Below are 23,914 nucleotides of genomic sequence, written 5' to 3' on the forward strand. Positions count from 1 at the left end.
AAAATCTAAACAAAAAGGGATGGTTATATGTTGAAGAAATTAGTAGCAGGGGCATTAGTAGCAGGTTTTGCATTAACTGGAGGATTAGGAGTAGTAAGTGCTGCAGAAAAAGATAATACAATTAAATCATTTGATTATTTAAAAGTTGATGAAAAGAATGTTAATTCATTCACAAAATTAAGCGATCAATCAAAAAAAGACATCCAAATTACTATGGTACTACCTAAGCAAAATGAAAATGGAGATTGGTTAGCTTATGGCTTTACTAGCAGAGAAACATTGAATGCTTTTATTGAAAAGGATAAAAAGGCACTTAAAAATCAAATTAACCCTTTAGGTAGTGGTGCTGGTAGTACCGATTTTTATGAGCATCAAAATAAAGGTGGACAGTATATTTATTGGAGCAGTGGCTTTAAAAACCTACCTTCTAGCTGGAACGACAGAATTTCTTCTGTAAGTACAGCTTCACCTTCTGCAAGTTACTCAACAACGCTATGGGAACATTCTTCAACTCAAGGTTATGGAAAAGGTGTCTCCTTTAGACACTCTGATTGGTATGGTCAAACTGCTAATTTAGCTGCAGATTGGAACGATATAACTTCAGCTATTGAAATTAAATAGTAACAGCGCATTTCAATTAAATAAGTGAAGAAGTTTCAAAATCACTATACTCTCATCGATTAAAAAAACATGAGAGTATAGTGATTTTTCTAGTATCTTTTTATACATATTGCTACTTAAATATTATTTACTAAAAAGACCAGTCATATTAGAATGGTCTTTTTACCTTCAAGCATGTACAGCATGTCCTACTGCCTGCAATAATGCTTCATGGATTGCTTCAGATAAAGTTGGATGTGCTGCAATATAATCTCTCATTATATCAGCGGTTACTTCTGTATGAATCATCACCGTTCCTTGTCCGATTAGTTCGGTTGCACGAGGACCGATAATAGAAATCCCTACAATTTCTTGATATTTAGGTTCCACAATAACTTTTACTTTCCCCGTTTGTTCTCCAATAATAAGCGCTTTTCCGTTCGCTGTAAATGCGAATTCTCCGATGAGGATGTCACCGTATTGCTCTCTTGCTCCTTTTTCTGTTAAACCGACACTAGCAATTTCTGGAGCTGTATAAATACAGCGAGGTACAGCATGATAGTTTACTTTCACATCTTCTCCGCTCGCGTGTAATGCCGCTGTCGTTCCTTCATGGAAGGCAACGTGAGCAAGCTGTATTCCACCAATCACATCCCCCGCTGCGTAAATATGTGATCTGTTTGTTTGCATATGTTCATTCACAGAAATTCCTTTATTTGAAAATTGAATGCCTGCTTTTTCTAAAGCTAATTCTTGTACACGTGGTTTTCGACCTACAGAAACGAGAATGAATTCCGGGTTGGCTTCTTGGATACTTCCTTCATATTCAAATGAAGCCTGCTTCTTATAATTATTTAATCCTTTTAAAGCCGCTCCTGTAAATATTTTTACGCCATCATTTTCTAGTTTCTCCCTTAAAATTTGTGCGATATCTTCATCTTCACCAGGTAATAATTGCGATGCCATTTCAACAATCGTAACTTTTGTTCCAAGACGACTATAAATGCTTGCAAACTCGCAACCTATTACACCACCACCAACGATTAATAATGATTTTGGTATATTTTCTAGGGACATTGCATGACTACTATTTAAAATCCACTTCCCATCAAATGGAGCAAAAGGTAATTCAGTTGGTTCTGATCCTGCCGCTATAATGAACTGTTCTCCATGTACTACATCTTCTTTATCACCGTGTGTAACTCGCATACGGTGATCCGTTTCAAATTTCGCTTTACCTTGTATAACTTTTATTTTATTTTTCTTCATTAAATATTGGATTCCTTGGACGAGCTGCGTTACGATTTGTGATTTTCTCGTCTGTATTTGTTTCCAATCAATTGATATATTCTGCTTATCTACTAATACTCCAAAACGATTCGCATGATTAACAATATCGTATACTTCCGCACTTTCTAACAATGATTTCGTAGGCATACAACCGACATTTAAACAAGTCCCGCCAAGATCAGCTTCATCAATAAGAGTGACATCTTTTCCATTTTGAGCCGCGGTAATTGCCGCTACATAACCAGCAGGTCCGCCCCCAATAACAACTAAATTACTCATTTTCTCACCTTCTCTTTATAAAAGAATTGTTACAGGTTCTTCTAAATAACGTTTAATTGTGCGTAAAAATGCAGCTGCTGGTGCACCGTCTAGTACACGATGATCGAATGTTAAACTTAAAGGTAACATACTTCCTTTTCTTAATTTTTTCCCTTTATATACAGGAACATGTTCAATTGCACCTACACCTAAAATACCAGTTTCAGGTGTATTTAATACTGGCGTAAAATATTCAATACCGAAGCTACCTAAATTACTAATTGTAAATGTTGTCCCTTGCATATCATCACTACTTAAACTGCCTGCTCGTGCCTTTTGTGCCACATTTTTAATCTCTTTAGATAACTCTACTAAAGATAGATTATTAGCAAAGCGAATAGCTGGAACGACTAATCCTTTTTCTAACGCGACCGCCATACCTAAATGAACATGTTCAAATTGATGAATGGCATCATTTATATACGCGCTGTTCATTTCTTTATGCTCTCTTAGCGCTAATACAACGGCACGAGAAACGAAATCAGTAATAGTTAGTTTGTTATCGTATCGTTTTTGTACAACTTCCGCTATTTCTTTATGTAAAGCAACTAAATCTGTAACATCTACTTTCATCGTTAATGTTAATTGCGCACTATTTTGTAAGCTTGCATGCATACGGTTCGCAATTGCTTTTCGCATACCAGTAATAGGAATGACTTTACTTTCTTCTTGTTCAAGTACTTCTGGAATTGCTACTCTTTCTTCAAGCGCCTTTAATACATCTACCTTTGTAATTCTTCCGCCAGGTCCTGTACCAATTAATGATCTAATATCGAGATTTTCAGTTTTTGCAATTTTCTTTGCTACTGGAGATATTTTAACTCTTTGCTTCGTCACATCTATCGCATATGGTTCTGGATGTTGTACCTTTTTAGGTTCTGGATTAGATGCTTTTTCTTCTACAACATGTATGTTTTCATGAACTTCTACTTTTTCGTCCGGTTTACCGATGTAGCAAATTACAGTACCCGGCGGCACTCCCTCATCTTCACTTACAGCTATATCAAGAACAATTCCATCAGCTGGTGCTTCTATTTCAGTTTCGATTTTTTCCGAGTTAATACTAGCAATTAGTTCACCTTTTTCTACATTATCACCTGCTTTAATATTCCAGCTCGTAATAATACCTTCTTTCATCGCCATACCTAACTTCGGCATTACAACTTCTACAGCCATGTTTCTCTCTCCCTTCTCATCGTTTCATTACACACGTAATAAAGATTGGTCTCCGATCATTTCTGATACAGTTTCAATTACTTTCTCCGGCGTTGGTAAATATAACTTTTCAAGTGGTGGCGAAAACGGAACTGGTGTATGTGGTGCTGTAATTCGTTTAATAGGTGCATCTAACAAATCGAATCCTTTATCCGCTACAATTGCCGCAATATCTGTTGCGATACTACATCTTGGATTTGCTTCGTCAATAACAATCAGGCGATTCGTTTTTTCAACAGATGCTAAAATCGTATCTTCATCCAGCGGTGATAAAGAACGTGGATCGATTACTTCTACTTCGAGTCCTTTTTCCGATAATTGCTTTGCAGCCGCAAGTGCTGTATGAACTTGTTTTCCAATTGCAACGATTGTTACATCAGAACCTTCACGTTTAATATCTGCTTTTCCTAAAGGAATTGTATAGTACCCTTCTGGTACTTCGCCTTTCATATTGTAAAGTGTTTTATCTTCAAAGAAGATTACTGGATCGTCATCTTCAATTGCCGCTAATAATAAGCCTTTTGCGTCATAAGGAGTGGAAGGAACGACAACTTTTATACCTGGAATGCTCGTAAATAACGCATATAAACTTTGTGAATGCTGTGCCGCTGCGCTAAATCCAGCACCGTGCATCGTACGTACTGTAACTGGCACTTTCGCTTTTCCACCGAACATATAGCGGAACTTTGCACCTTGGTTTAATACTTGATCAAGACAACTTCCGATAAAATCATTAAACATTAATTCAGCTATCGGACGTAAACCTGTTGCAGCAGCTGCCATCGCCGCTCCCATATAACCCGCTTCTGAAATTGGAGTATCTAAAATACGATTTCGACCAAATTCTTGTACAAGTCCTTTCGTAACACCGAGTACACCGCCCCATGCTTCATCATCTTGCAAGTGATCCACTTGTGCACCGCCTGCAACATCTTCTCCGATTAAAATTACATTTTCATCACGACGCATTGATATTTTCATCGCTTCATTAATTGCAGTTGACATACTTACTGTTCTAGTCATTATTTTTCACCCTCCTCTTATTTGTAAGAAACGTATACATCTTTTAATAATTCTTCATCTTCCGGATATGGACTATTTTCACTAAATTCAATTGATTGTTGCACTGCTTCATCTACTGCCTTTTCCATATCCACAAGTTCGGATTCCGTTAATAAAGCTTCATGAATTAAATGCTTGCGGAAATGCACAATCGCATCTTTTTCATTTAAATGTTCTTCTTTTTCTTCTGAAGTTTTATATGTTTGCGCTTCACCTTCGAAATGACCGTAATTACGATATGTCATACATTCAATTATTGTTGGACCACCGCCATTACGCGCACGTTCTACTGCTTCTTCCGCCGCTTTATACACTGCAAGTAAATCTTTTCCATCTACTTGAACACCTGGAATATTGTAAGCTTTCGCTCGATCTGCAATGGAATCACAACTTGACGCATATTCAAATGTTGTTGCTTCACCGTAACCGTTATTTTCTGCGATAAAAATAACTGGTAACTTCCAAATCGCTGCTAAATTAACCCCTTCATGGAATGTTCCTTCATTATTTGCTCCGTCACCGAAGAAGCAAACACTTACATCTTTCGTTCCTTTATATTTAGCTGTTAATGCTGAACCGCAAGCAAGTGGAAAACCTCCGCCTACAATCCCATTTGCACCAAGCATTCCTTTATCTAAATCGGCAATATGCATTGAACCACCTTTACCTTTACATAACCCTGTCGCTTTCCCAAAAAGTTCGGCCATCATGCCATTTAAATCACAACCTTTTGCGATACAATGGCCGTGACCTCTATGCGTACTTGTAATACTGTCACTATCTGTTAAGTGGGCACATACACCAACTGCTACGGCTTCTTCACCAGCGTATAAATGAACGAAACCTGGCAGAACGCCTTGCGCGAACAATTCATGCACCTTGTCTTCAAACTTACGAATCTCTAACATTTTTTCATACATCCAACGAGCTTGTTCTTTCGTAATTTCATTCCCTTTACTTTCAGTTGTTTTTAACATGTCCAGCCCTCCTATTTTCTTGTTCATCTTTTATATTGCAAGTACTGTGCCAAATTCTAATCCCTGATTTAATAGGTTTTCTCTTTTCTTTCATAATAAAAAAGTGGACAAAATGAGACATCTGTCTCGTTTTGTCCACTTTTGTTCACCTAATTTGAGAATTATTATCTTATTCATTATCAAAACTCTTCTGTAATTTCCGAATGTAAATAATTTGACCAATGTGATACGCGTTATGAGTCGTTACATTAGCTAATACTTCCCACCACTTCGCAGATACAGGAAATCCAATTACATCACTTTCAACCTTGTCTTCATTTATGAGACTTTGCCATTGTAACAGTTTCTCTAATAGTTTTTCTCTTAACTCTTCAAATGTTTGATTATCTGAAAGCATAAAACTTTTGTTATTATCACCAATAGCAGGCACAGCATTAACATTTGATTCTTTGTACCTAGTTTGCCACGTCGTATTCCAATACAGTAAATGTTGTACAATTTCAGCTATACTATTACACTCTTCATTCGGTTTCCAGAAAGCTTCTCTCTCAGATAAATCCTTAACTGCATCTGAAAATGGAATATACCAACTGGGATCATTCGCATTTGCTAATAACTGATCTGCTAATACGTCTTTAACATGGAACACTTTGCTTCCCCCCATTAAAAAGATTCATTTCAAGACAATACTCACTTCTCTATATACGCTGAGTTTGCCAGATCCCCTCTTTTTAGCCTTAATCCCAAACATATGCACATAAAGAAACCAAAAGCACCTAATCCATAAGCTGTTGTATATCCACTTTCCCCGATAATCCATCCTGCAAGTCCTGGTCCAATCATTTGACCAACTGCATAGAAAACGGATATAAAACTAATTGCCATTGAGACATATTTCGGAGATACTTGCTTTGAAGCAGCAACTTGAATTAATAAAAGGATACCTCCGAGGCTGGAACCCCAAATAATTGCCGACATGATAAAGCCAATGGTATGTCCAAATATAATTGGAATCATATCACCTATTACAGCTAATAAAAGTGCAATACATAACGTCTTCTTTATACCAATCCGATCCGAAATCAATCCCCAGACAGGAGCTCCTACGATTGAAAACATTCCTGCAATCGCATAAACAGTTCCCGAAATTGATGCCGAAATACCATTATTAATCATAAAACTAGTTTGATATAAATTTGGAATTAAATAAACAACGCCCACAATAAAATACATCCATGCAATGATGTATAACTCTTTCGTTTTCCATAAAAACGACTTATTATTCCTTTCCCCCTCATCTTCAGTAACTTCTGGATTTTTCAAAACAATTGAGGCAACGAATACAACAATACATGTAATAACGCCAAACAAAAGCCATGAACCACGCCAACTATACTCTGGAAATGTACGTACTATATAAGGAACGATTATTCCACTAAATAGCATGCCTATGCCAGCACCACTTAATAACAGCCCCATTGCAGTTCCTCTTTTTCCTGGAAACCATCCTACTGTTATTGACATGAGTGGTGTATATACAAGAGCACTTCCAGCTCCAGAACATAGCATAAAAATAGCAGCTATCCAAACTGAAGGAACAAATGATAATCCTATTAAACTTATAACGACGAGCCAACTCCCTATTAATAAAACTGATTTTGCTCCAAAACGGATAGTAAGTATTCCAGATGTTCCGACTGTTAATAAATACCCTAAAAAGAGTATAGTTCCTAACATACCTGCTTGAGCTGTAGATAAATGGAGTCCTTCTTGCATAAACGGTAATATAATTCCATATGCCATACGTGCAAAACCCGTCGTTGTTATAATAAGAAACATTCCTGTTAATACAAATATCCAAAAATGACTTTCATTCCGTTCTTTCATTTAAATTCCTCCATAAAAAGTTATTTCCAATTGGATGTTGTTTGTAATTATAATGACCATTACAAAAAGCAACTACCAAATGACGGAGGAATTTACGGTATAGCGGATTATTCCTTTTTTACGTTAATAAATACGTAAAAGTTCTGATGGATTCATTCCATACTTTTTACGAAATAACTCTGAAAAATGACTGACATTATTGTATCCAACTGTAAATGCCGTTTCGGTCACATTACTATTTCCCGAACGCAGTAAATCTATCGCATGTTCCATACGCTTTTCTCGTAAATATGCAAATGTGGACATCCCAAATAATTCTTTAAACCCAATTTTTAATTTATAATCATTTAACTCTACTATTTTAGCTAATTCTAATAATGATGGGGGTGATTCCATTCGTTGAAGTAAAATTTCTTCAGCCTGTTTTATTTTATTCAAATCCTGTTTTGATAATTGACTCCTTTTATTTGCGTCACAATCATTAAACAACACTCTCCCAAAATGTATAGAAAGCAATTCGAGCGCTTTACTTTCTAATTCTAGTTGATTAATACGATCCTTTTGGGGATGCTCTATCATTCTCTTAATAAGACTAGATGTTATAGAGTCAATTGGATTTTGAAACTTTTTAAAAGATTGATTTCCTAATATAGAATGAAAATCAAGACTTTTTTCAATAGCATTATTCATCATGAAATGATTAAACAATTGTACAGGAATCCCAATCGCTAATGAATATAGAGGCGTTTCTTTTTCATATTCAAATACTACATCAAAATCATTCATAAAATATAAATAGCTATTTCCAGTCATTAATTCATACGAAGAATGACCAACTTGCACTTCTCCGAACCCTTGTAAACAAAAATTAAGCTCCACCATTGCTGCATCAGATGCAAACTGGATGCGATGGTTATTATGAAATTGATAATTTGATAACACAATTTCCATACCTGAAAATGAAGTCCATCTTCGTATTTCACCCATACCTATTGTTTTTGGAACATTCATATGTCTTTCCTCTACAACTTGTAAACCATAAAAATATTTATGAAAAATATCATGAAAACCGTTAGTCTCCATGAAACCCACACTCCTTTTATGTAAAAATCAAAATTTAATTGATAATTATTTTCAATTATATCAAATATCTTTATACAATAAATAGATTTTCTCTTTATAACTCGTTATGATAAAAGAAAAAGAAAGCGAGCGAACAATGAATAAAAAAATCGCGATTATTACAGGAGCATCAAGTGGATTCGGACTTTTAACGACACTTGAACTTGCAAAAAAAGACTATTTTGTCATTGCTACAATGCGCAATCTTGAGAAACAAATAGACTTAATATCTCAAGCTACTAAACTCGACTTACAACAAAATATAAAAGTTCAACAATTAGATGTAACAGATCAAGGTTCTATACATAACTTCCAATTATTTTTAAACGAAATAAACAGAATAGACATTCTCATAAATAATGCAGGATATGCAAATGGGGGCTTTATCGAAGAAATCCCAGTGGAGGAATACCGTAAACAATTTGAAACAAATCTTTTTGGAGCTATATCCATCACGCAACTTGTCTTACCATATATGAGAAAGCAGAAAAGCGGAAAAATCATTAATATAAGCAGTATTAGCGGGCAAGTAGGATTCCCTGGTCTATCTCCTTACGTTTCTTCAAAATATGCATTAGAAGGCTGGAGTGAATCCCTTCGCTTAGAAGTAAAGCCTTTCGGAATAGACGTTGCCTTACTTGAACCTGGTTCTTATAACACGAACATATGGGAAGTTGGTAAACAACTAGCTGAAAACCAATCTGATACAACCTCTCCTTACAAAGAATATATGGATAAAATACAAAAGCACATAAACAATGGCAACGATACACTTGGTAATCCGATGGATGTTGCTAATAAAATCGTAGAAATTGCTGAAGCAAGGCGTACTACATTACGATACCCAATTGGGAAAGGTGTAAAATTTATGATCTTTGCGAAGAAGATTTTACCTTGGAGATTGTGGGAGTTTCTTGTTTTGAAGAGTTTTAGGAAGATGTAAGTAACTTTATTGAAAAAATATGTAAGGGGTGCTAATTAAATGCTAGGTTTACCCTATGGTAAAGTGTTTTTAGTTCCGTGGTCCGAAGAGTGGGAATTTGAGTTTTCAAAAGAAAAACAATTAATTGAGGAACACATTGGAAAATATATTTTAGCGATACACCATATTGGAAGTACTTCCATTCCATATTTAAGTGCAAAACCTATTATTGATATTGCGATTGAATTAAAAGATTACAGAAATGGTATAAAATGTATCATAAACCTAGAACAATTAAATTATAAATATAGAAAAGATGTATTACCCAAAAGGTATTATTTCAATAAAGGTGAGCCAAGAACTCATCAAATTCATATGTATGAGCAAGGGAATCCATATTTAATAGAACAATTAAAATTCAGAGATTACTTAATAGACAATAAAACTTCTCGTATGCAGTATGAACAGTTAAAGATTCAACTTTCAACAGCTAACCCAAATGATAAGCATAAATATGCAGAGGATAAAACAAATTTCATTAAATCCATATTAGCTAAAATAAATGATTAAATTGCGAAGACCGAACTTCGTACACATAATAAGAAACCATTCATGTATAGATGAATGGTTTCTTATTAATTAGTTATCTCATTATTTGTACCATCAATAATCATTTTATTATGCAGCAGGTGGAACGAAGTAAAATAGCATCGAAGTCATAAAAATAAATGCAAATAATCCAATTATCGAAAAAATATATTCTTTCGATTCTCTATCATACTTCCATTCCATCCATGTCCTTAGGATCCACGTAACCCCTAAATAAGTGAAAATGATAAACCAAATATTAGTGCTTTCGAATTTAAAGATGTAAATAAAACTAATTATTAAATAAACAAAAAGTAGTCCTATTTCCAATTTTTTATGTAAGCTATTTACATATTTATTATATCCCCAAAACCCGCTCTTTGGCATATTCAATTTTTTTCTTAAAAATCGATCCAAAAAGTAGCCCGCTATACAAAAAACAAAAATTATAATCCAAAATGTATAGGTTCTCAATATCATTCCTCCTATTACTTCATTGAATTGTTTAAAATAAAGTGGACTATATTAACGGTTATTGAACGAGTATTCTTGAATGATCTTCATTAAAAATGATCGATTCTGCACGTAAGAAAGGGTTTTTCATTTCTTCTCTCCCTCTTCCTTTAAATTTATACTATATTAAAGGAAGAAATATAGTATGAACCCTGTTATTATTAATGCTGCAACTCCTAATAATGAAATCAAAAACTCCCGCGATTCCTTATCATATTTCCACTCCATATATGATTGAAATCCATATAACGTAATAAAAAACAAAAGAGGTACATAGCCCATATATATACGATTTGGAAGAAAAGTGCTTATAGCAATAACAACTATATAAGAGGAAATAATAATTCTATTTCCCCATTTATGTGTATCATTCACATATTGGTTATTCCATCCTTTTTGTTTCGGTATATTTAACTGTCTTCTCGCTATTCTTTCAAAAACCAATAAAGATAGCACCCATAAAATTAATAAGGATATTTTTGTAACTGACAGAAAACCCTCTCCTTTTTATTTTTTCACTTTAATTTTCTCCGGTTGATCACTCGGATACGTAGCATATGCATCATTTTCATAATCCCAACTAATAATGGTCGCACTATCTCGTCCTAATTGATGATGAACGTGTTCTAAAATATTGTGAACATTTTCTTTAAGCGCTATATTATTTTTATTCATATCACTGTATAGGTTTAATGGCGTTTCATAACGGCGTTCCCCGCATTCTAATACCCCATCTGTCACCATTACAATTCGATTCTTTCCAGTACGTAGTTCACGAATTCCTGAAGAATAGCAAGGAACGGGTAAACCAAATGTGTTTACATTTCCAATCCATTCGTAAAAGTGGCGTTGATTCAATGTATATTGTCCTAATTTATGTAATTCATCATGAAATACATAAACTAAGCAATCACCTATGGAAAGCCACCATATGTAATTTTCTTTTCTTACGCATATTAAGCAAGCAGTTTCACCTTTTACCCTTTCGCACTTTTCTTTAAATGAGCGGGATTGAAATATCGTAAGTATATGATTTTCAACAGATCGAAATACTGTTTCAATCTGTTCATTCATAATTACTTTTATATTTTCATATTCTGCTTGAATCGTACTTACTACTAAATCAACACTTTCTGCACTATTATGTCCGTCTAATATAACGGTAAATTCCCAATCACCATTCGACCAAACTAATGCACCGTCTTCATTCTTTTTTGCTCCGGCACTTATATTCCCGCCGTATCTACCAAGTACGATATCACCATATTGCTTTACTGAAACTTCGTCTAAACACATTTCCCTACTTCCAACCCATGAATATTGTGTATTATTTGTTGTATGCATACTCATTTACCATATACTTTCGTATTCTTTCGCATAGTTTTTTAATTTTCTCTGAATCTCCATGTGGTGCACCAGTCCAATTTGCTACTTCAGTCGGTGACCAAAACTCTTTTGGTGTATTTGGATAACGTGGAATAATGTGCATATGCAAATGTGGTACACCATTACCTGAAACGAAACTGTAAATATGTTCTGCACCTTTGCTTTCTTTAAGCGCTTTACTTACTCTACTTGTTATCAGTCCGAATGCCTTTGCCTCATCTTCAGTTAATTCAGCGAGACCAGGTACATGTCTCTTTATATCAATCATTACATAACCAAGATATGTTTCTTCTGCATCCAATGGACATGTCCAACGTAAATGAGTTCATCTTCGTAAATAGCTCCACCTGAAACTGTAATGTTCCCTTTATGTTTTTCACAAATGAAGCAGTTTTGTTCTGCTTGATTGTTTATTGGCATATCCATCACCATCCTTTGCATATATAATATCATAAAAAAAKGAAAATAGGTTTTATATTCCGAAAATTCAATCTCTTGAAACAAGAATTTTCACATTAAAATAATTTATAACTCATTATTTCTTCAAAAGCGTAATCCCCATTCCAACTGCAATCCCAATCGCTATTCCGATTGCTATATTATCAGTAAATACACCAGGAATTACACCGATTACAACACCTATAGCGACACCAATTGTCATAGCATCATTTCTTTTTTTATTATTAGCCAAAATAGCATCTCCTCTCATAATTTCTCCCCATATAATATCCATTTACATGAACGTTGCTGTCTCCTAATATATTTGCTATTCCGCTTGAAAATTTCCAGAAAATGTACTTTATTACTTTTCCATTCCCCCTACATAATCCTCTTCGTTTGAAAGAATTTTTAAGTCACCATTACATATACATAGGCATTTACTATAAGAAAGATCAGTAATTTATTGAAGGAGGAACGATTCAAATGTATCCTCATTGGAATCCAAATATAAATCAACAATATGCTTACTCCCCCCATCCAGTAAGGAATACACTGCATTATGATTCGCAATACATGATGCAGCGCATCGCAAGCCTTGAAAGCCAATTAGCTAAATTAATCTCATTAATCGAAGAAAATAATCAATTAATAAAATCAATGGAACAACAGCAAAACCAAGTTTGTGCACCAGCTGGAGGCTCTGTTATTGTTCGGATGTAATTCGAATTCAAAAAACACACTTTGTAGTATAAAGTGTGTTTTTTGAATTATTTTCTTTTTGTATAAAACCCTTGCGTAATTCGGTCTAATATAATCGCAATCACGACGATAGCTAGTCCAGCTTCAAATCCCATTCCGATATTTACTTGTGTTACAGAGCGATATACATCGACGCCAAGTCCTGGCGCTCCTACAAGTGAAGCTGTTACAACCATTGATAACGAAAGCATAATACTTTGATTCACGCCAGCCATGATCGTTCCGGTTGCGAGCGGTAATTGTACTTTAAATAATTTTTGTGATGCGGTAGAGCCAAATGCATTCGCAGCTTCAATTAAATCTTCTGGAACTTGTCTAATTCCTAAGTCTGTAAATCTGATTGTCGGTGGCATAGCAAAAATAACGGAAGCAATAATGCCTGGTACGACGCCTACTCCAAAAAATGTTATCGCGGGAATGAGATAGACGAATGCCGGCATTGTTTGCATAAAATCTAATGTCGGCTTTAAAAATTTTGAGAAACGTTCATTTTGAGATGCTAAAATGCCAATGGGAATTCCGATAATAATTGAAATAATAACTGACGTAAGTACGAGCGCTAATGTTTGCATCGTTTGTGCCCAGTAGTTAATATTTAAAATAAATAATAATCCGATGAGCGTAAAAATGACTAAAGATAATTTCCTCGTTGTGTACCAAATGAGGAAACATAAGATGATAATCATCACTATGGCTGGTATTATTGTTAAAAAATTAGTGAGTAAATCAACAAATCCACCGATAATATAGGAGAATCCTCGGAACAAGCCTTCAAAGTGCTCATATAAACTTGCAACAAATGAATCGACCCATTCGCCTAATGGAATGCGCGGAATATTATTCATCGTCTTTCACCTCTTCCTCAATGTTACCTGCAAGAGCTTGAATGACACTTTCACGTTTAATAATTCCTCTCAACCTTTTCTTTTCATCAATTACGGGTAATGGATATTTCATCTCCGCCATTTTTGCATACGTTTCTTCCAGTAATGTATCTAGATAAACGTGTGGAATATCGTTAAGTAATAAATCAGCAATTGGCCATTGTTTTTTCATTGCTTTACTTGCATCATCCGCTGTTAAAATACCTAAAAACTCATACTTTTTGTTCACAACATATACCGTAGAAACACCTGCATTTCTCATAATTTGCAAAGCTACACGCGGCCCACGATCGATTAATAACGTTTCTGGTCTTTTTAAAATAGATTCTGCCGTAATTACTTTTCCTAAATTCACATCCGCAACGAATTTCTCTACAAATTCATTTGCAGGGCTCATCATAATTTCTTCCGGTGTTCCAATTTGGACAATTTCTCCATCTTTCATTAATGCGATACGATCACCAATTCGAAGAGCTTCATCTAAATCATGTGTAATAAAAATAATTGTTTTTTCCATTTTATCTTGTAACTCTAACAATTCATCTTGCATTTCTTTTCGAATTAGTGGATCTAATGCACTAAATGACTCGTCCATTAGTAATACATCTGGATTATTCGTTAGTGCCCTTGCAATTCCAACACGCTGCTGCATACCACCACTAAGTTGACTGGGGTAATTATCTTTATGATGATCGAGTCCTACTAACTGTAGCGATTCTAACGCCTTATTTTCTCGTTCCTCTACTGGAACTCCTTGAATTTCTAACCCGTACGCAACGTTTTGTATTACCGTACGATGTGGAAATAAAGCAAACTTCTGAAAAACCATACTCATTTTCGTCCTTCTTACTCTTCGCAATTCTTCTTTTCCCATCGTTGCGATGTCTTCACCATCTATGTATATATGCCCCGCTGTCGGTTTAATTAATTGATTTAGCATTCGAACCAATGTAGATTTCCCACTACCAGACAAACCCATAATAACGAAAATTTCTCCAGTGTATACTTCAAACGTTGCCTTTTTCACACCAACGTTCATTCCTGTCTCCTTTAAAATTTCCGATTTGCTTTTTCCTTCTTTTAATAAGGTAAGCGCCCGTTGCGGATGTTTCCCAAAGACTTTTGTTACATTTTCAACACGTACCTTTGTATTATCCATGTCACTACTCCTTTTCTACCCATCTATTTACATAGTGTTGCGATTTTACAGAGAAATATTACATAAAAATGACATATATAAGATTTCTTTAAAAATTCTTGTTTCCGTTCATAATAAGAAGGTTCACTTATAGATTAATTTATAAAAAGCAAAAGCTTCACAGGAGGTTTTGAATGCGAAAAAAAATATGGATTATAAGTCTGTTACTATTTATTAGTATGATTTTCACTTCTTGTAATGCAACAAATGCAAATTCGAAAGGAAAAATTAAACTTGGTGTAACAAGTTGGAAAGAAAATATCGCAACCGCAAATATGTGGAAAGTTTTATTAGAAGAAAAAGGCTATAAAGTTGAACTCATGTATTTAGAAAAAGCTGCGATATGGACTGGCGTCGCACGTGGTGATGTTGATGCGAATCTAGAAGTATGGCTTCCTGTTACGGATAAACCATTAAATGCCCGTTACAAAGATGACTTCGTCTTAAAATCAAAATGGTATGAAGGTACTGGGCTTGGTTTAGTCGTCCCTTCTTATGTGAAAAACGTTAACAGTATTGAAGATTTAAATGCACATAAAGATGAGCTAGATAATAAAATTGTTGGGATTGAACCTGGTAGTAGCCTAATGAATTTAACGAATAAAGCAATGAAGGAATATGATATAAAACTAAAACTTGTCCAATCTTCAGAAGCTGCGATGATGAGCGAACTAAAGAAGGCATATACGAAAAAGAAACCAATCGCTGTTACGCTTTGGAATCCTCATTGGGGCTTTTCAGAATTTGACTTAAAATATTTAAAAGACCCTAAGAAAGTATATGGTGAAAAAGATGACATTTATTACTCCGTTCGTAAAGGTTTCGAAAAAGATCATCCGGATATTGTGAAATACTTTGATCAATGGAAAATGAACGATGAACAACTTGGTACATTAATGGTCATGTTAAATAAAACGAAAGATCCAGAAGAAGCTGCTCGAAAATGGATAAAAAAGAATCAAGCTTTAGTTGATGAATGGATAAAAGAATAAAGAATGACAAAAACAGGCTAGAGAATTTAGTATATTCTCTAGCCTGTTTTACGTTATTTTTTCTCAATAACTGCATCAACAATTCCATATTCCTTCGCTTCTACTGCCGTCATAAAATAATCTCTTTCTGTATCATGAGCTACCTTTTCTACTGGTTGCCCTGTTCGATCAGATATAATTTTGTTAATATCATGTTTTAACTTTAATATTCTTTTTGCTGTAATTTCAATCTCCGTTGCTTGCCCTTTTACACCGCCGAGCGGTTGATGAATCATGATTTCACTGTTAGGGAGCGCAAATCTTTTTCCTTTTGCACCAGCTAATAGTAAAAGCGCACCAAACGATGCCGCAAAGCCCATACAAAGTGTTTGCACATCTGGTTTAATAAGGTTCATCGTATCTAATATTGCAAATCCCGCTGTCGTTGAACCACCCGGACTATTGATATACAGGAATATATCTTTTTCTGCATCTTCCGCTTCTAAAAACAATAATTGTGCTACTACACTGCTGGCAACTTGATCGTTAATTTCTGAACCAATCATAATAATTCGGTCTTTTAATAATCTTGAATATATATCATAGGAGCGTTCTCCTAATTTCGTTTGTTCTATTACGTAAGGAATTACACTCATTATAAATCCCTCCATCTGTTTTATGCCGCATTAAGCATACAACTGTAAGAAGAAGATTGTTTCATACTGAAGAATAACACTGGTTGTATTGATGGTAACTTAGTGAAATCTATTGTTGGGAGAAGTTTCGTCAACAATTCAGGTCTTTCTTCTCGAATAGAAGTTACAACGATTTCAACATCATCCGTGTACTCCACTATTTCAATGCCTTCTTCATTTACAGTTTTCAGCCTATTTCTACTCCTAAATAAAGATGCTTTCACTGCCCCTTCTGATACAGAGCATATTTTTGCAATATCCGCGATACTATACTGAAAAACATCCTTCAATAATAAAATTACGGATTGTTGCACATTTAACGAAGACAATACTTTCCCTACCATTTCATGCAAATCTGCAATTTTTCCATGTGGTTCTTCAAATGTATTTTGCTGTTCTAACTTTTCTTGAACGGATTTTGATTTCATTTGATCTAACCATTGATTTCGAGCAATTTTATACAGAAGCGTTATACAAATTTCCTTCTCACTATACTTTTGAAGAACTTTGCAAATTGCTTCTTGGGCAAGGTCTTCCCCATCCCATTTGTTTTTCGTCAAAAACGTACAGTATCTTTTTACCTCTGCATAATGTGTAATTAAAAAATTTATATTTGAATGATTCATATCGATATGATCCTTTAAAACCTGAGTTACTTTTGTGCACAAAATAACCACTCCTTTTCAGCGCTTACTTAATAAACGATTGAACAAATAAAAAAGTTACGGGGCTTATAATTAATTTTATGTTTATGTTCATGAATACGGGTCATAAATATGTTATATAGCATTTTACATGAGGAGGAATCAATTTGCCAAAATTAACAGTTGAAGGTACCGGAACTTTCGATATTAAAGAAGGAACGAAATTAGTATTAGCACTTGAAGATAACGGTGTACACATTCTTCATCGTTGCGGTGGCAAAGCAAGATGTACAACTTGTAGAGTTGAAGTCATTGCAGGTGATTTTTGTGAGGCGACAAATGATGAAAAACAAGCTATTACGGAAAAAGGAATTGAAGACCACTTACGATTATCGTGCCAAATGCGTGTACATAAAGATATTACCGTTCGCCCTATACTTACAGTTGAAAATTCCGGTTTAGATGCTGGACCACGCCCAGCGGAGTAAAATGATGAATTTAAAACAGCTTGCAGGCGAATATGCTGCTGGCTTTGTAAGAGATGGTATGACGATTGGACTTGGTACGGGTTCAACCGTATATTGGACGATACAAAAGTTAGGTCACCGTGTACAAGAAGGGTTATCTATTCAAGCTGCACCGACATCAAAAGAAACTGAAGTATTAGCAAAACAATTATCTATTCCGCTAATCTCTTTAAATGAAATTGATATACTTGATCTCACAATTGATGGAGCAGATGAAATCAATAATGATTTACAATTAATAAAAGGTGGCGGTGGTGCATTACTTCGCGAAAAGATTGTTGCCACCTCCTCTAAAGAACTTATTATTATTGCAGATGAATCCAAACTCGTTTCACATTTAGGTACCTTTCCACTTCCTATTGAAATTATCCCCTTCTCTTGGAAGCAAACTGAAAAAAGAATTCAATCTTTAGGATGCGAAACGCGTTTACGTATGAAAGATGGCGGACCATTTATAACTGATAACGGCAATTTAATTATTGATTGTATTTTTCCAAACAAAATATTGAATCCAAATGATACACATACAGAGTTAAAGATGATTACCGGTGTAGTTGAAACAGGATTATTTATCAATATAACGAGCAAAACGATCATCGGAACAAAAAACGGTATAAAAGAATATTAAGCATTTTAAAGGCTGACTTTTGCAAGTCAGTTTTTTCTTTTATAGCATTACAGTATGATATACTATGAAAACACATTCATATCACACTAGAAAGGGCTGAACAATTTGCAATCCAAACTCATAACAGAACTTACAGATTTAGAAACTACCTTTCACATTCGAAAAGAAGTCTTTGTAAAAGAACAAGGTGTCCCTCTTGAAGATGAATTCGATACATATGACCAAATTGGCGAGGCATGCAAACATATATTAGTTTATTATAATGAACTTCCTGTAGGAACTGGCCGTATACGATTCGTTGACGGAATGGGTAAACTAGAAAGAATTTGTATTTTAAAAGACTATCGCAAATACGGATTAGGAAAAGTAATCATTCAAAAGTTAGAAGAGATTGCTCGTAACAAAGAAGCAAACAAAGTTAAACTACACGGTCAAACACAAGCTGAAGGGTTTTATGAAAAATTAGGCTATCAAACTTCTTCCGACGTATTTATGGAAGATGGAATTCCACATATTCTTATGACGAAAGTGTTATCATAATAGAAAGGTTACTATATGATTCTACATTATGTATTCGTATAGTAACCTTTCTGTAGCTTATTCGTTTGAAAGTCTCTTTGATGAATATTCTAGATTAATACAAAAAGACGACGCTGAATACGTCGTCTTTTTTATAAGCAGAAAAGTTAACTCTCAAACTTCCTTTTTTTGCATCAAAGCCCATCATCTTTCATTTCATTTTGAGGTAAAGCTTACACTGTTTTCCATAAGGATAAAGCAAAAATCCAGTTTGGATCCCCATGTCCTTCATAATTCTGGACTGCTTCATACACTTTTCCCTCGTGTAAAACTCTATCTTCCTTTTTATATGCTTTCTTTGCATCCCACGCTTCATATGAAGCGCTTTCAGTTTTTGTAGTAATTGTGAACGTATCACTTTGTACGGATTCATTTCCAACTACATCCACTGCTTTCACTGCATATTTATAAGTAGTATTAGCGAGTAAATTTTTATCCATATAAGAAGTCGTATTGGATGTTGCAATTTTTTTCATTGTTCCTTCTATTTCTCTATAAATATCGTAATAGTCTACTCCAACGTTATCATCAGATGGGCTCCACATTAGATCCACACTTGACGCTGTTGTTCCCATGCTATGTAATCCTTTTGGTTGTGTTGGTGCTTCTGTATCAGGAGCTTCAACTGTTGTTTTCACTGTAAGCGCTGTACTTTCTTTCGATACATTGCCAGCTGCGTCAATTGCTTTTACAGTATAAGTATATTCTGTGCTTGGTTGTAATTTCTTATCAATAAAATAAGTGCCTGGTACTGTGTCAATCATCTCTCCGTTACGGAAGATTTGGTACCCTTTTACTCCTACATTATCCGTAGAAACGTTCCATGTTAGTTCTATACTATTCGCTGTTACTTTTTGCGCCTGAATTCCATTTGGAATACTTGGCGCTTCTGTGTCTGGTTTCACATTATTGATGAGATTCACATCAATTACATTATAGAACGCATTTGCTGTATCAGCTACATCCCATACAGCTAAAATCACATGATATCCACTACGGTCAGTAGGTACATTGATTTTATGAGTTAAATTATTTGAAGCTGCAGAACCATCATGTTGTACAGTGCCAATTGGCTCAAAGTCTGCTCTTGTTAGTGCTTTATTTGGATTCCATCCTTTTTTTGTAATATAGTAGTGCCATTTGCTTGTTAAGTGAGGTGCTGTATACTTCCAAGTAAATGTATTTTCCCCACCAGTGATTGTATTTTTAAACCAACGATTTGCTGTTTGTTGATCTAAAATACCGCCAAATTTTCCACCTGCAGAAGCGATTTGCCCATCAACTGGGCCACCTTGTGGGAATCCTTTTGGAGCTTCTAAACTTTGTGGTTCATACATAACACTTCCGCAGTTTACATTTAGAGCACCATAAGTTGGACTACATAAAGCGGAACGGCTACCAGGCTTTTCAACAAAGCCGTGCGCGTATGCATTTTGAGGAATAAGTGTCGTGCTGATAATTCCAGCTGTTAATGCAACAGCTCCTATACTTTTTTTGTTCATTTTCAAGTTTTGTAGTTGTTTTAAAAATCGATTATTCATGTTCCTGTCCCCTTCTTGTTATACTTCGTAGTGTAATGTGGGCTTTGATGTAAAAGAATAACAAGAGTCAATCTTATTTCGTGTATGCGTAAATATGCATACACCGTCGTAAAGAAACATTTCATTTCTTGTGAAATATTTCACTTATGGAATATATCATGACATAGAAATCACCTAAATGTGTGCAGAAGTTGTGCAGAAACAGTGAAATTACTACTAACACGTAAAACTACATCCTAAATTTATAAAGTAAAAGTGAGCAATAGAAATTGTAGTACTTGTAATGAAAAATTTTAGGTATATATATGGATGAATTGCACCAAGTCGTCTTGAAACCCTTCATCGTTAACTTAAAACGCATGGCAATGTGAGATCACATTATTTTAAAACAACGTGCCATCTCCATTTTCCATATATCTTTCTATCAATATTTTGAAATTACTTATCACTTGTAAACATTTCCGAATCCGTCAATATAGTTTCATAAAACTTATCATATTCTTCACTGTATTGAAGTTTTAACTTTTCTATTAAACTTGTATCTGGTGAAACAATGTCAATAACGTCTGTACTTATATACAATAAATAAGTATCGTTATAAAAAGAAATATACGCTTGCTGACCACCATTAACGACATACTTGCAATACTTATATACTTCATCTTCATGTACACCTTTAATCGTAGTAAATATGATTGTACTTTCAAGATCATCAACGTCTACTTTCGTTTCTGTCCAATTCTTAATCTTCATGAACCTCCCAATTTTTGTTTTCTCATTTATTCTCTTACTTTTACCATATGTTATGTAACCGGAAATAAATGAAACATCAATCGTATCAGGACTTTTAAAAAGTTCAGTCAAAATCCCTCTTAATCCTCTCAAATTACTCTCAAATAATTCTATATCGAATCTAATTCTATTTTTCGCCTCCACTTGAAAAAATGGTGTAGCTGTCATATCAGCAAAATTTACATCTAGTATTTTCATTCTTTCCATTTCATCAATTCCTCGCTTCATATAACATAAAAGTGTCTATATCATTTAATATAGACACCCTTTCACATGTATAGTTTTAATAACAGCCTGTAAATTTAAAAATTTCATCAACTGCTTGCTTATACCCACCTGATTTTCGGAGAGACTCCTTCAGATTCAAAGTGGTTTCTTTACATGACGGATTATTTAATACTATTTCTACACTTTCACTTAGTTGATCCGCAGTTAATCCTTGCATTTGCAATTTAACTCCTGCCCCGAGACTCTCCACTTGCTTTGCGATTACTGGCTGATCTGCACTTTGCGGAATTACAACGAGTGGAACACCGTTATATATCCCTTCATGCGTACTGTTCATACCGCCGTGTGTAATAAATAGTTTCGTATATTTGAGAAGTTCAGTTTGTGGTACATAGTTTTTCACAATGAAGTTTTTAGGGATATTACCTAAATCACTTATTTCCATTTTGTTGCCAATAGACATAACAATTGTATGCTTACTATTCTCGAACGCCTTCATACAAAGTTTATAAAAATCAAGCGCTTCATTAAAAACAGTACCTAGTGAAATGTAAATCAGGCTTTTTTCTTCAATTGAAGTGTAATCAAAACCTTCATTTTTCACTTGTGTAGAGATAGATGGACCCACAAATTTGAATGTTTCATTAAATGTATCCCCAAAAGGTTGGAACTCCTTAATTGTATACACAATAGTAAGTGAAGCTGGATTACAGAAAACTTCATACGGTGAGTTTATATTAACACCATATTTTTCTGTAATTCCATTAGTTAAGTTTTCAAAATCATTATGTATTCTATCCTGAACTTCCAGTGGGATATTTTTAGAAAGATGGTCTAACATTTGTTTAAATGATTTTTCATCTTGTGCAAAAGATGTGCATGAATTTATGGCTGGAAGATTAAGAATTTGGGCAATTAAGCGACCACAGCCAAACATCGAATCATGAATAATATAATCAAAATGTTCACCTTCAATTTGTTCTAGAACACTAGGTATTACAATATCAGCTGTATGTAGAAGGCCGTTTATTCTTTCCTGTAAATAATTTCGACCACCGGAAAGAAATGCTTTTATAAATTTTTCATCATCAATCGTTCGTACAGTAGCACCTGTCTTCTCAATACGCTCCCTGAAAGCCTCTATTGAAAAATAAACTACCTCTTCACCGCGAGAAATCAGTTCTTCTACAACATGTAATGTTGGATTTATATGTCCTTCTGATCCAGCGTTAATGAATAAAACACGTGCCATTCAAAACACTCCTTAAATTTTAAAATTTCTATGTTGTAAAGAGTATGGATACTTTCCATACTCTTTACGGAGTTATATGTATCATTTTCCTGCTAAATTGACCTAGCAAGCCTAAAACCGAGATCATCTATATGAAACGTAGGATGACTACGACGGCGACAAGTGGCACCGCAACCTCTAGCTGCTTCAGCCCAACTACCACCACGAAAAATGCGGTATGACCCGTACACTGTTTCATCATACAAATCATAGCACCATTCCCAAACGTTCCCTAACATATCATAAAGTCCCCATGCATTCGGCTCTTTTTTACCGACGTCATGAATTTGCCCACTTGAATTTTCATTATACCACGCTATTTTCTGAAGTTCCCCATACGTATATCCCGTCGTACCTGCTTTACATGCATATTGCCACTCTGCCTCAGACGGTAATCGATAGCCATTTGAATGCAAGTTACAACCAACAATTTGACCGCTATCACTAATAGAATAATACTCTTTTAATCCCGCTTTTTTTGAAAGTAAATTACAAAACACAATTGCATCATTCCATGAGATATTCACAACTGGTTTATTATTATCTTTGAATATATTTGGTGTATTATTCGTAATAGCATCATATAATCCCATCGTTACAGCATATTTCGCAAGAAGAAACGGTTTAACTTGAACTTTCCAKTCTTTTTTTATTCGATCATCTCTTAATACTACCTCTCCTGTTGGAACTTTTACCATAAAAGAATCAGTTGAGCGAATGATTTCATTCAATATTACCCCTCCATTCAAAATGGAACATAATTTAATTCTTTTAATGCCCAATTTATACTTACCGTACTTCCTTTAAGAATCGTTGAACCTCACTTGGTGTTTTTAAAATAATAACCCTTTTATCC

At 34.7% G+C, this 23,914-nt stretch carries 27 protein-coding genes and 1 pseudogene; 8 read left to right on the forward strand and 20 right to left on the reverse strand.

The genetic code is table 11. From position 1 onward, the window contains the following. Positions 1-27: 27 nt before the first annotated feature. The gene (locus AC1DS7_RS26585) at positions 28-621 is read left to right on the forward strand and encodes a hypothetical protein (protein ID WP_000914428.1); all 594 of its coding nucleotides are present in this window, start codon (positions 28-30) and stop codon (positions 619-621) included. Between the two features lie 168 nt (positions 622-789). Here the strand turns inward: AC1DS7_RS26585 and lpdA are convergent, their stop codons facing one another. The 7 genes from lpdA to AC1DS7_RS26620 form a co-directional block, all read right to left on the reverse strand. Then, entirely contained in the window at positions 790-2,169 is a 1,380-nt protein-coding gene (gene lpdA / locus AC1DS7_RS26590) for a dihydrolipoyl dehydrogenase (protein ID WP_016101291.1), read from the reverse strand. A gap of 15 nt (positions 2,170-2,184) precedes the next feature. Beyond that, positions 2,185-3,384 (reverse strand): dihydrolipoamide acetyltransferase family protein, encoded by a 1,200-nt coding sequence (locus AC1DS7_RS26595; protein ID WP_016101290.1) that lies wholly within the window; start codon positions 3,382-3,384, stop codon positions 2,185-2,187. A 27-nt stretch (positions 3,385-3,411) separates the two neighbouring features. Further along, positions 3,412-4,446 (reverse strand): acetoin:2,6-dichlorophenolindophenol oxidoreductase subunit beta, encoded by a 1,035-nt coding sequence (acoB, locus tag AC1DS7_RS26600; RefSeq protein WP_002085142.1) that lies wholly within the window; start codon positions 4,444-4,446, stop codon positions 3,412-3,414. A gap of 17 nt (positions 4,447-4,463) precedes the next feature. Continuing rightward, entirely contained in the window at positions 4,464-5,462 is a 999-nt protein-coding gene (acoA, locus tag AC1DS7_RS26605; RefSeq protein ID WP_016101289.1) for an acetoin:2,6-dichlorophenolindophenol oxidoreductase subunit alpha, read from the reverse strand. 169 nt (positions 5,463-5,631) lie between these two features. Beyond that, positions 5,632-6,111 carry a DinB family protein gene (locus AC1DS7_RS26610; RefSeq protein ID WP_002085139.1) on the reverse strand — a complete coding sequence of 160 codons (480 nt, stop codon included), beginning with the start codon at positions 6,109-6,111 and terminating at the stop codon, positions 5,632-5,634. 41 nt (positions 6,112-6,152) lie between these two features. Next, positions 6,153-7,349, reverse strand: a complete 1,197-nt coding sequence (locus tag AC1DS7_RS26615) for an MFS transporter (protein ID WP_476999307.1) — start codon at positions 7,347-7,349, stop codon at positions 6,153-6,155. Positions 7,350-7,472: 123 nt separating this feature from the next. Continuing rightward, entirely contained in the window at positions 7,473-8,432 is a 960-nt protein-coding gene (locus AC1DS7_RS26620; protein ID WP_016101287.1) for a helix-turn-helix transcriptional regulator, read from the reverse strand. A gap of 136 nt (positions 8,433-8,568) precedes the next feature. Between AC1DS7_RS26620 and AC1DS7_RS26625 the strand changes: the two genes are divergently transcribed. Together AC1DS7_RS26625 and AC1DS7_RS26630 are read left to right on the forward strand one after the other, a co-directional pair. Further along, positions 8,569-9,414 carry an oxidoreductase gene (locus AC1DS7_RS26625; protein ID WP_016101286.1) on the forward strand — a complete coding sequence of 282 codons (846 nt, stop codon included), beginning with the start codon at positions 8,569-8,571 and terminating at the stop codon, positions 9,412-9,414. 39 nt (positions 9,415-9,453) lie between these two features. Beyond that, on the forward strand, positions 9,454-9,963 hold the full coding sequence (locus tag AC1DS7_RS26630) for a GrpB family protein (RefSeq protein ID WP_016101285.1): 510 nt from the start codon (positions 9,454-9,456) through the stop codon (positions 9,961-9,963). A 108-nt stretch (positions 9,964-10,071) separates the two neighbouring features. Here AC1DS7_RS26630 and AC1DS7_RS26635 read toward each other — a convergent pair whose 3' ends face one another. The 5 genes and pseudogenes from AC1DS7_RS26635 to AC1DS7_RS26655 all read right to left on the reverse strand — a co-directional run bounded on the left by AC1DS7_RS26635 (position 10,072) and on the right by AC1DS7_RS26655 (position 12,589). After that, positions 10,072-10,455 (reverse strand): DUF4181 domain-containing protein, encoded by a 384-nt coding sequence (locus tag AC1DS7_RS26635; protein ID WP_002142055.1) that lies wholly within the window; start codon positions 10,453-10,455, stop codon positions 10,072-10,074. Positions 10,456-10,620: 165 nt separating this feature from the next. Continuing rightward, positions 10,621-10,938: a DUF4181 domain-containing protein gene (locus AC1DS7_RS26640; protein ID WP_080784428.1), complete on the reverse strand. Its 318-nt coding sequence runs from the start codon at positions 10,936-10,938 to the stop codon at positions 10,621-10,623. 63 nt (positions 10,939-11,001) lie between these two features. Beyond that, complete coding sequence (locus tag AC1DS7_RS26645; protein ID WP_476999308.1) at positions 11,002-11,844, reverse strand: PP2C family serine/threonine-protein phosphatase; 843 nt, start codon at positions 11,842-11,844, stop codon at positions 11,002-11,004. Continuing rightward, positions 11,822-12,312: pseudogene (locus AC1DS7_RS26650) on the reverse strand (HIT family protein). The gene AC1DS7_RS26645 and the pseudogene AC1DS7_RS26650 overlap by 23 nt, the downstream one beginning before the upstream one ends. A gap of 103 nt (positions 12,313-12,415) precedes the next feature. Further along, positions 12,416-12,589, reverse strand: a complete 174-nt coding sequence (locus AC1DS7_RS26655; RefSeq protein WP_002127725.1) for a glycine zipper domain-containing protein — start codon at positions 12,587-12,589, stop codon at positions 12,416-12,418. Between the two features lie 215 nt (positions 12,590-12,804). Here AC1DS7_RS26655 and AC1DS7_RS26660 point away from each other — a divergent pair, with 215 nt between their 5' ends. Then, positions 12,805-13,041: a hypothetical protein gene (locus AC1DS7_RS26660; protein ID WP_002085127.1), complete on the forward strand. Its 237-nt coding sequence runs from the start codon at positions 12,805-12,807 to the stop codon at positions 13,039-13,041. 47 nt (positions 13,042-13,088) lie between these two features. On the opposite strand, the gene AC1DS7_RS26665 is transcribed toward AC1DS7_RS26660, so the two are convergent. After that, positions 13,089-13,925 carry an ABC transporter permease gene (locus AC1DS7_RS26665; protein ID WP_002127727.1) on the reverse strand — a complete coding sequence of 279 codons (837 nt, stop codon included), beginning with the start codon at positions 13,923-13,925 and terminating at the stop codon, positions 13,089-13,091. Next, a complete protein-coding gene (locus tag AC1DS7_RS26670; protein ID WP_002013036.1) occupies positions 13,918-15,123 on the reverse strand; it encodes a quaternary amine ABC transporter ATP-binding protein in 1,206 nt (401 codons plus the stop codon). The genes AC1DS7_RS26665 and AC1DS7_RS26670 overlap by 8 nt, the downstream gene beginning before the upstream one ends. Positions 15,124-15,296: 173 nt before the next feature. On the opposite strand from AC1DS7_RS26670, the gene AC1DS7_RS26675 reads away from it, so the two are divergent. Continuing rightward, positions 15,297-16,154 (forward strand): glycine betaine ABC transporter substrate-binding protein, encoded by an 858-nt coding sequence (locus AC1DS7_RS26675; RefSeq protein ID WP_002085124.1) that lies wholly within the window; start codon positions 15,297-15,299, stop codon positions 16,152-16,154. A gap of 53 nt (positions 16,155-16,207) precedes the next feature. Here AC1DS7_RS26675 and clpP read toward each other — a convergent pair whose 3' ends face one another. Beyond that, positions 16,208-16,789 carry an ATP-dependent Clp endopeptidase proteolytic subunit ClpP gene (clpP, locus tag AC1DS7_RS26680; RefSeq protein WP_002136712.1) on the reverse strand — a complete coding sequence of 194 codons (582 nt, stop codon included), beginning with the start codon at positions 16,787-16,789 and terminating at the stop codon, positions 16,208-16,210. A gap of 20 nt (positions 16,790-16,809) precedes the next feature. Beyond that, entirely contained in the window at positions 16,810-17,496 is a 687-nt protein-coding gene (locus tag AC1DS7_RS26685) for an RNA polymerase subunit sigma-70 (RefSeq protein WP_002127730.1), read from the reverse strand. A 143-nt stretch (positions 17,497-17,639) separates the two neighbouring features. Here AC1DS7_RS26685 and AC1DS7_RS26690 point away from each other — a divergent pair, with 143 nt between their 5' ends. The 3 genes from AC1DS7_RS26690 (at position 17,640) to AC1DS7_RS26700 (ending at position 19,167) form a co-directional block, all read left to right on the forward strand. Then, entirely contained in the window at positions 17,640-17,960 is a 321-nt protein-coding gene (locus AC1DS7_RS26690) for a 2Fe-2S iron-sulfur cluster-binding protein (RefSeq protein WP_001125405.1), read from the forward strand. A 4-nt stretch (positions 17,961-17,964) separates the two neighbouring features. Further along, positions 17,965-18,627, forward strand: coding sequence for a ribose 5-phosphate isomerase A (gene rpiA, locus AC1DS7_RS26695; RefSeq protein ID WP_476999309.1), 663 nt, complete (start codon positions 17,965-17,967; stop codon positions 18,625-18,627). A 105-nt stretch (positions 18,628-18,732) separates the two neighbouring features. After that, on the forward strand, positions 18,733-19,167 hold the full coding sequence (locus AC1DS7_RS26700; RefSeq protein ID WP_002142060.1) for a GNAT family N-acetyltransferase: 435 nt from the start codon (positions 18,733-18,735) through the stop codon (positions 19,165-19,167). A gap of 212 nt (positions 19,168-19,379) precedes the next feature. Here AC1DS7_RS26700 and AC1DS7_RS26705 read toward each other — a convergent pair whose 3' ends face one another. The 4 genes from AC1DS7_RS26705 to AC1DS7_RS26720 all read right to left on the reverse strand — a co-directional run bounded on the left by AC1DS7_RS26705 (position 19,380) and on the right by AC1DS7_RS26720 (position 23,789). Continuing rightward, the gene (locus tag AC1DS7_RS26705) at positions 19,380-20,747 is read right to left on the reverse strand and encodes a lytic polysaccharide monooxygenase (RefSeq protein WP_002168229.1); all 1,368 of its coding nucleotides are present in this window, start codon (positions 20,745-20,747) and stop codon (positions 19,380-19,382) included. Positions 20,748-21,185: 438 nt separating this feature from the next. After that, positions 21,186-21,746, reverse strand: a complete 561-nt coding sequence (locus tag AC1DS7_RS26710; protein ID WP_002127734.1) for a hypothetical protein — start codon at positions 21,744-21,746, stop codon at positions 21,186-21,188. Positions 21,747-21,822: 76 nt separating this feature from the next. Further along, on the reverse strand, positions 21,823-23,019 hold the full coding sequence (locus AC1DS7_RS26715; RefSeq protein WP_016127106.1) for a macrolide family glycosyltransferase: 1,197 nt from the start codon (positions 23,017-23,019) through the stop codon (positions 21,823-21,825). A 92-nt stretch (positions 23,020-23,111) separates the two neighbouring features. Continuing rightward, on the reverse strand, positions 23,112-23,789 hold the full coding sequence (locus AC1DS7_RS26720) for a formylglycine-generating enzyme family protein (protein ID WP_476999310.1): 678 nt from the start codon (positions 23,787-23,789) through the stop codon (positions 23,112-23,114). Positions 23,790-23,914 lie beyond the last annotated feature (125 nt).

Source organism: Bacillus sp. P4_E1 (assembly GCF_056401715.1).

What these genes read in the sequence shown, in the direction of transcription:
- AC1DS7_RS26585 (WP_000914428.1), top strand. Translation starts at nt 28, where the DNA reads ATGTTGAAGAAATTAGTAGCAGGGGCATTAGTAGCAGGTTTTGCATTA.
- lpdA (WP_016101291.1), bottom strand. Translation starts at nt 2,169, where the DNA reads ATGAGTAATTTAGTTGTTATTGGGGGCGGACCTGCTGGTTATGTAGCG.
- AC1DS7_RS26595 (WP_016101290.1), bottom strand. Translation starts at nt 3,384, where the DNA reads ATGGCTGTAGAAGTTGTAATGCCGAAGTTAGGTATGGCGATGAAAGAA.
- acoB (WP_002085142.1), bottom strand. Translation starts at nt 4,446, where the DNA reads ATGACTAGAACAGTAAGTATGTCAACTGCAATTAATGAAGCGATGAAA.
- acoA (WP_016101289.1), bottom strand. Translation starts at nt 5,462, where the DNA reads ATGTTAAAAACAACTGAAAGTAAAGGGAATGAAATTACGAAAGAACAA.
- AC1DS7_RS26615 (WP_476999307.1), bottom strand. Translation starts at nt 7,349, where the DNA reads ATGAAAGAACGGAATGAAAGTCATTTTTGGATATTTGTATTAACAGGA.
- AC1DS7_RS26620 (WP_016101287.1), bottom strand. Translation starts at nt 8,432, where the DNA reads ATGGAGACTAACGGTTTTCATGATATTTTTCATAAATATTTTTATGGT.
- AC1DS7_RS26625 (WP_016101286.1), top strand. Translation starts at nt 8,569, where the DNA reads ATGAATAAAAAAATCGCGATTATTACAGGAGCATCAAGTGGATTCGGA.
- AC1DS7_RS26630 (WP_016101285.1), top strand. Translation starts at nt 9,454, where the DNA reads ATGCTAGGTTTACCCTATGGTAAAGTGTTTTTAGTTCCGTGGTCCGAA.
- AC1DS7_RS26645 (WP_476999308.1), bottom strand. Translation starts at nt 11,844, where the DNA reads ATGAGTATGCATACAACAAATAATACACAATATTCATGGGTTGGAAGT.
- AC1DS7_RS26655 (WP_002127725.1), bottom strand. Translation starts at nt 12,589, where the DNA reads ATGAGAGGAGATGCTATTTTGGCTAATAATAAAAAAAGAAATGATGCT.
- AC1DS7_RS26660 (WP_002085127.1), top strand. Translation starts at nt 12,805, where the DNA reads ATGTATCCTCATTGGAATCCAAATATAAATCAACAATATGCTTACTCC.
- AC1DS7_RS26665 (WP_002127727.1), bottom strand. Translation starts at nt 13,925, where the DNA reads ATGAATAATATTCCGCGCATTCCATTAGGCGAATGGGTCGATTCATTT.
- AC1DS7_RS26670 (WP_002013036.1), bottom strand. Translation starts at nt 15,123, where the DNA reads ATGGATAATACAAAGGTACGTGTTGAAAATGTAACAAAAGTCTTTGGG.
- AC1DS7_RS26675 (WP_002085124.1), top strand. Translation starts at nt 15,297, where the DNA reads ATGCGAAAAAAAATATGGATTATAAGTCTGTTACTATTTATTAGTATG.
- clpP (WP_002136712.1), bottom strand. Translation starts at nt 16,789, where the DNA reads ATGAGTGTAATTCCTTACGTAATAGAACAAACGAAATTAGGAGAACGC.
- rpiA (WP_476999309.1), top strand. Translation starts at nt 17,965, where the DNA reads ATGAATTTAAAACAGCTTGCAGGCGAATATGCTGCTGGCTTTGTAAGA.
- AC1DS7_RS26705 (WP_002168229.1), bottom strand. Translation starts at nt 20,747, where the DNA reads ATGAATAATCGATTTTTAAAACAACTACAAAACTTGAAAATGAACAAA.
- AC1DS7_RS26710 (WP_002127734.1), bottom strand. Translation starts at nt 21,746, where the DNA reads ATGGAAAGAATGAAAATACTAGATGTAAATTTTGCTGATATGACAGCT.
- AC1DS7_RS26715 (WP_016127106.1), bottom strand. Translation starts at nt 23,019, where the DNA reads ATGGCACGTGTTTTATTCATTAACGCTGGATCAGAAGGACATATAAAT.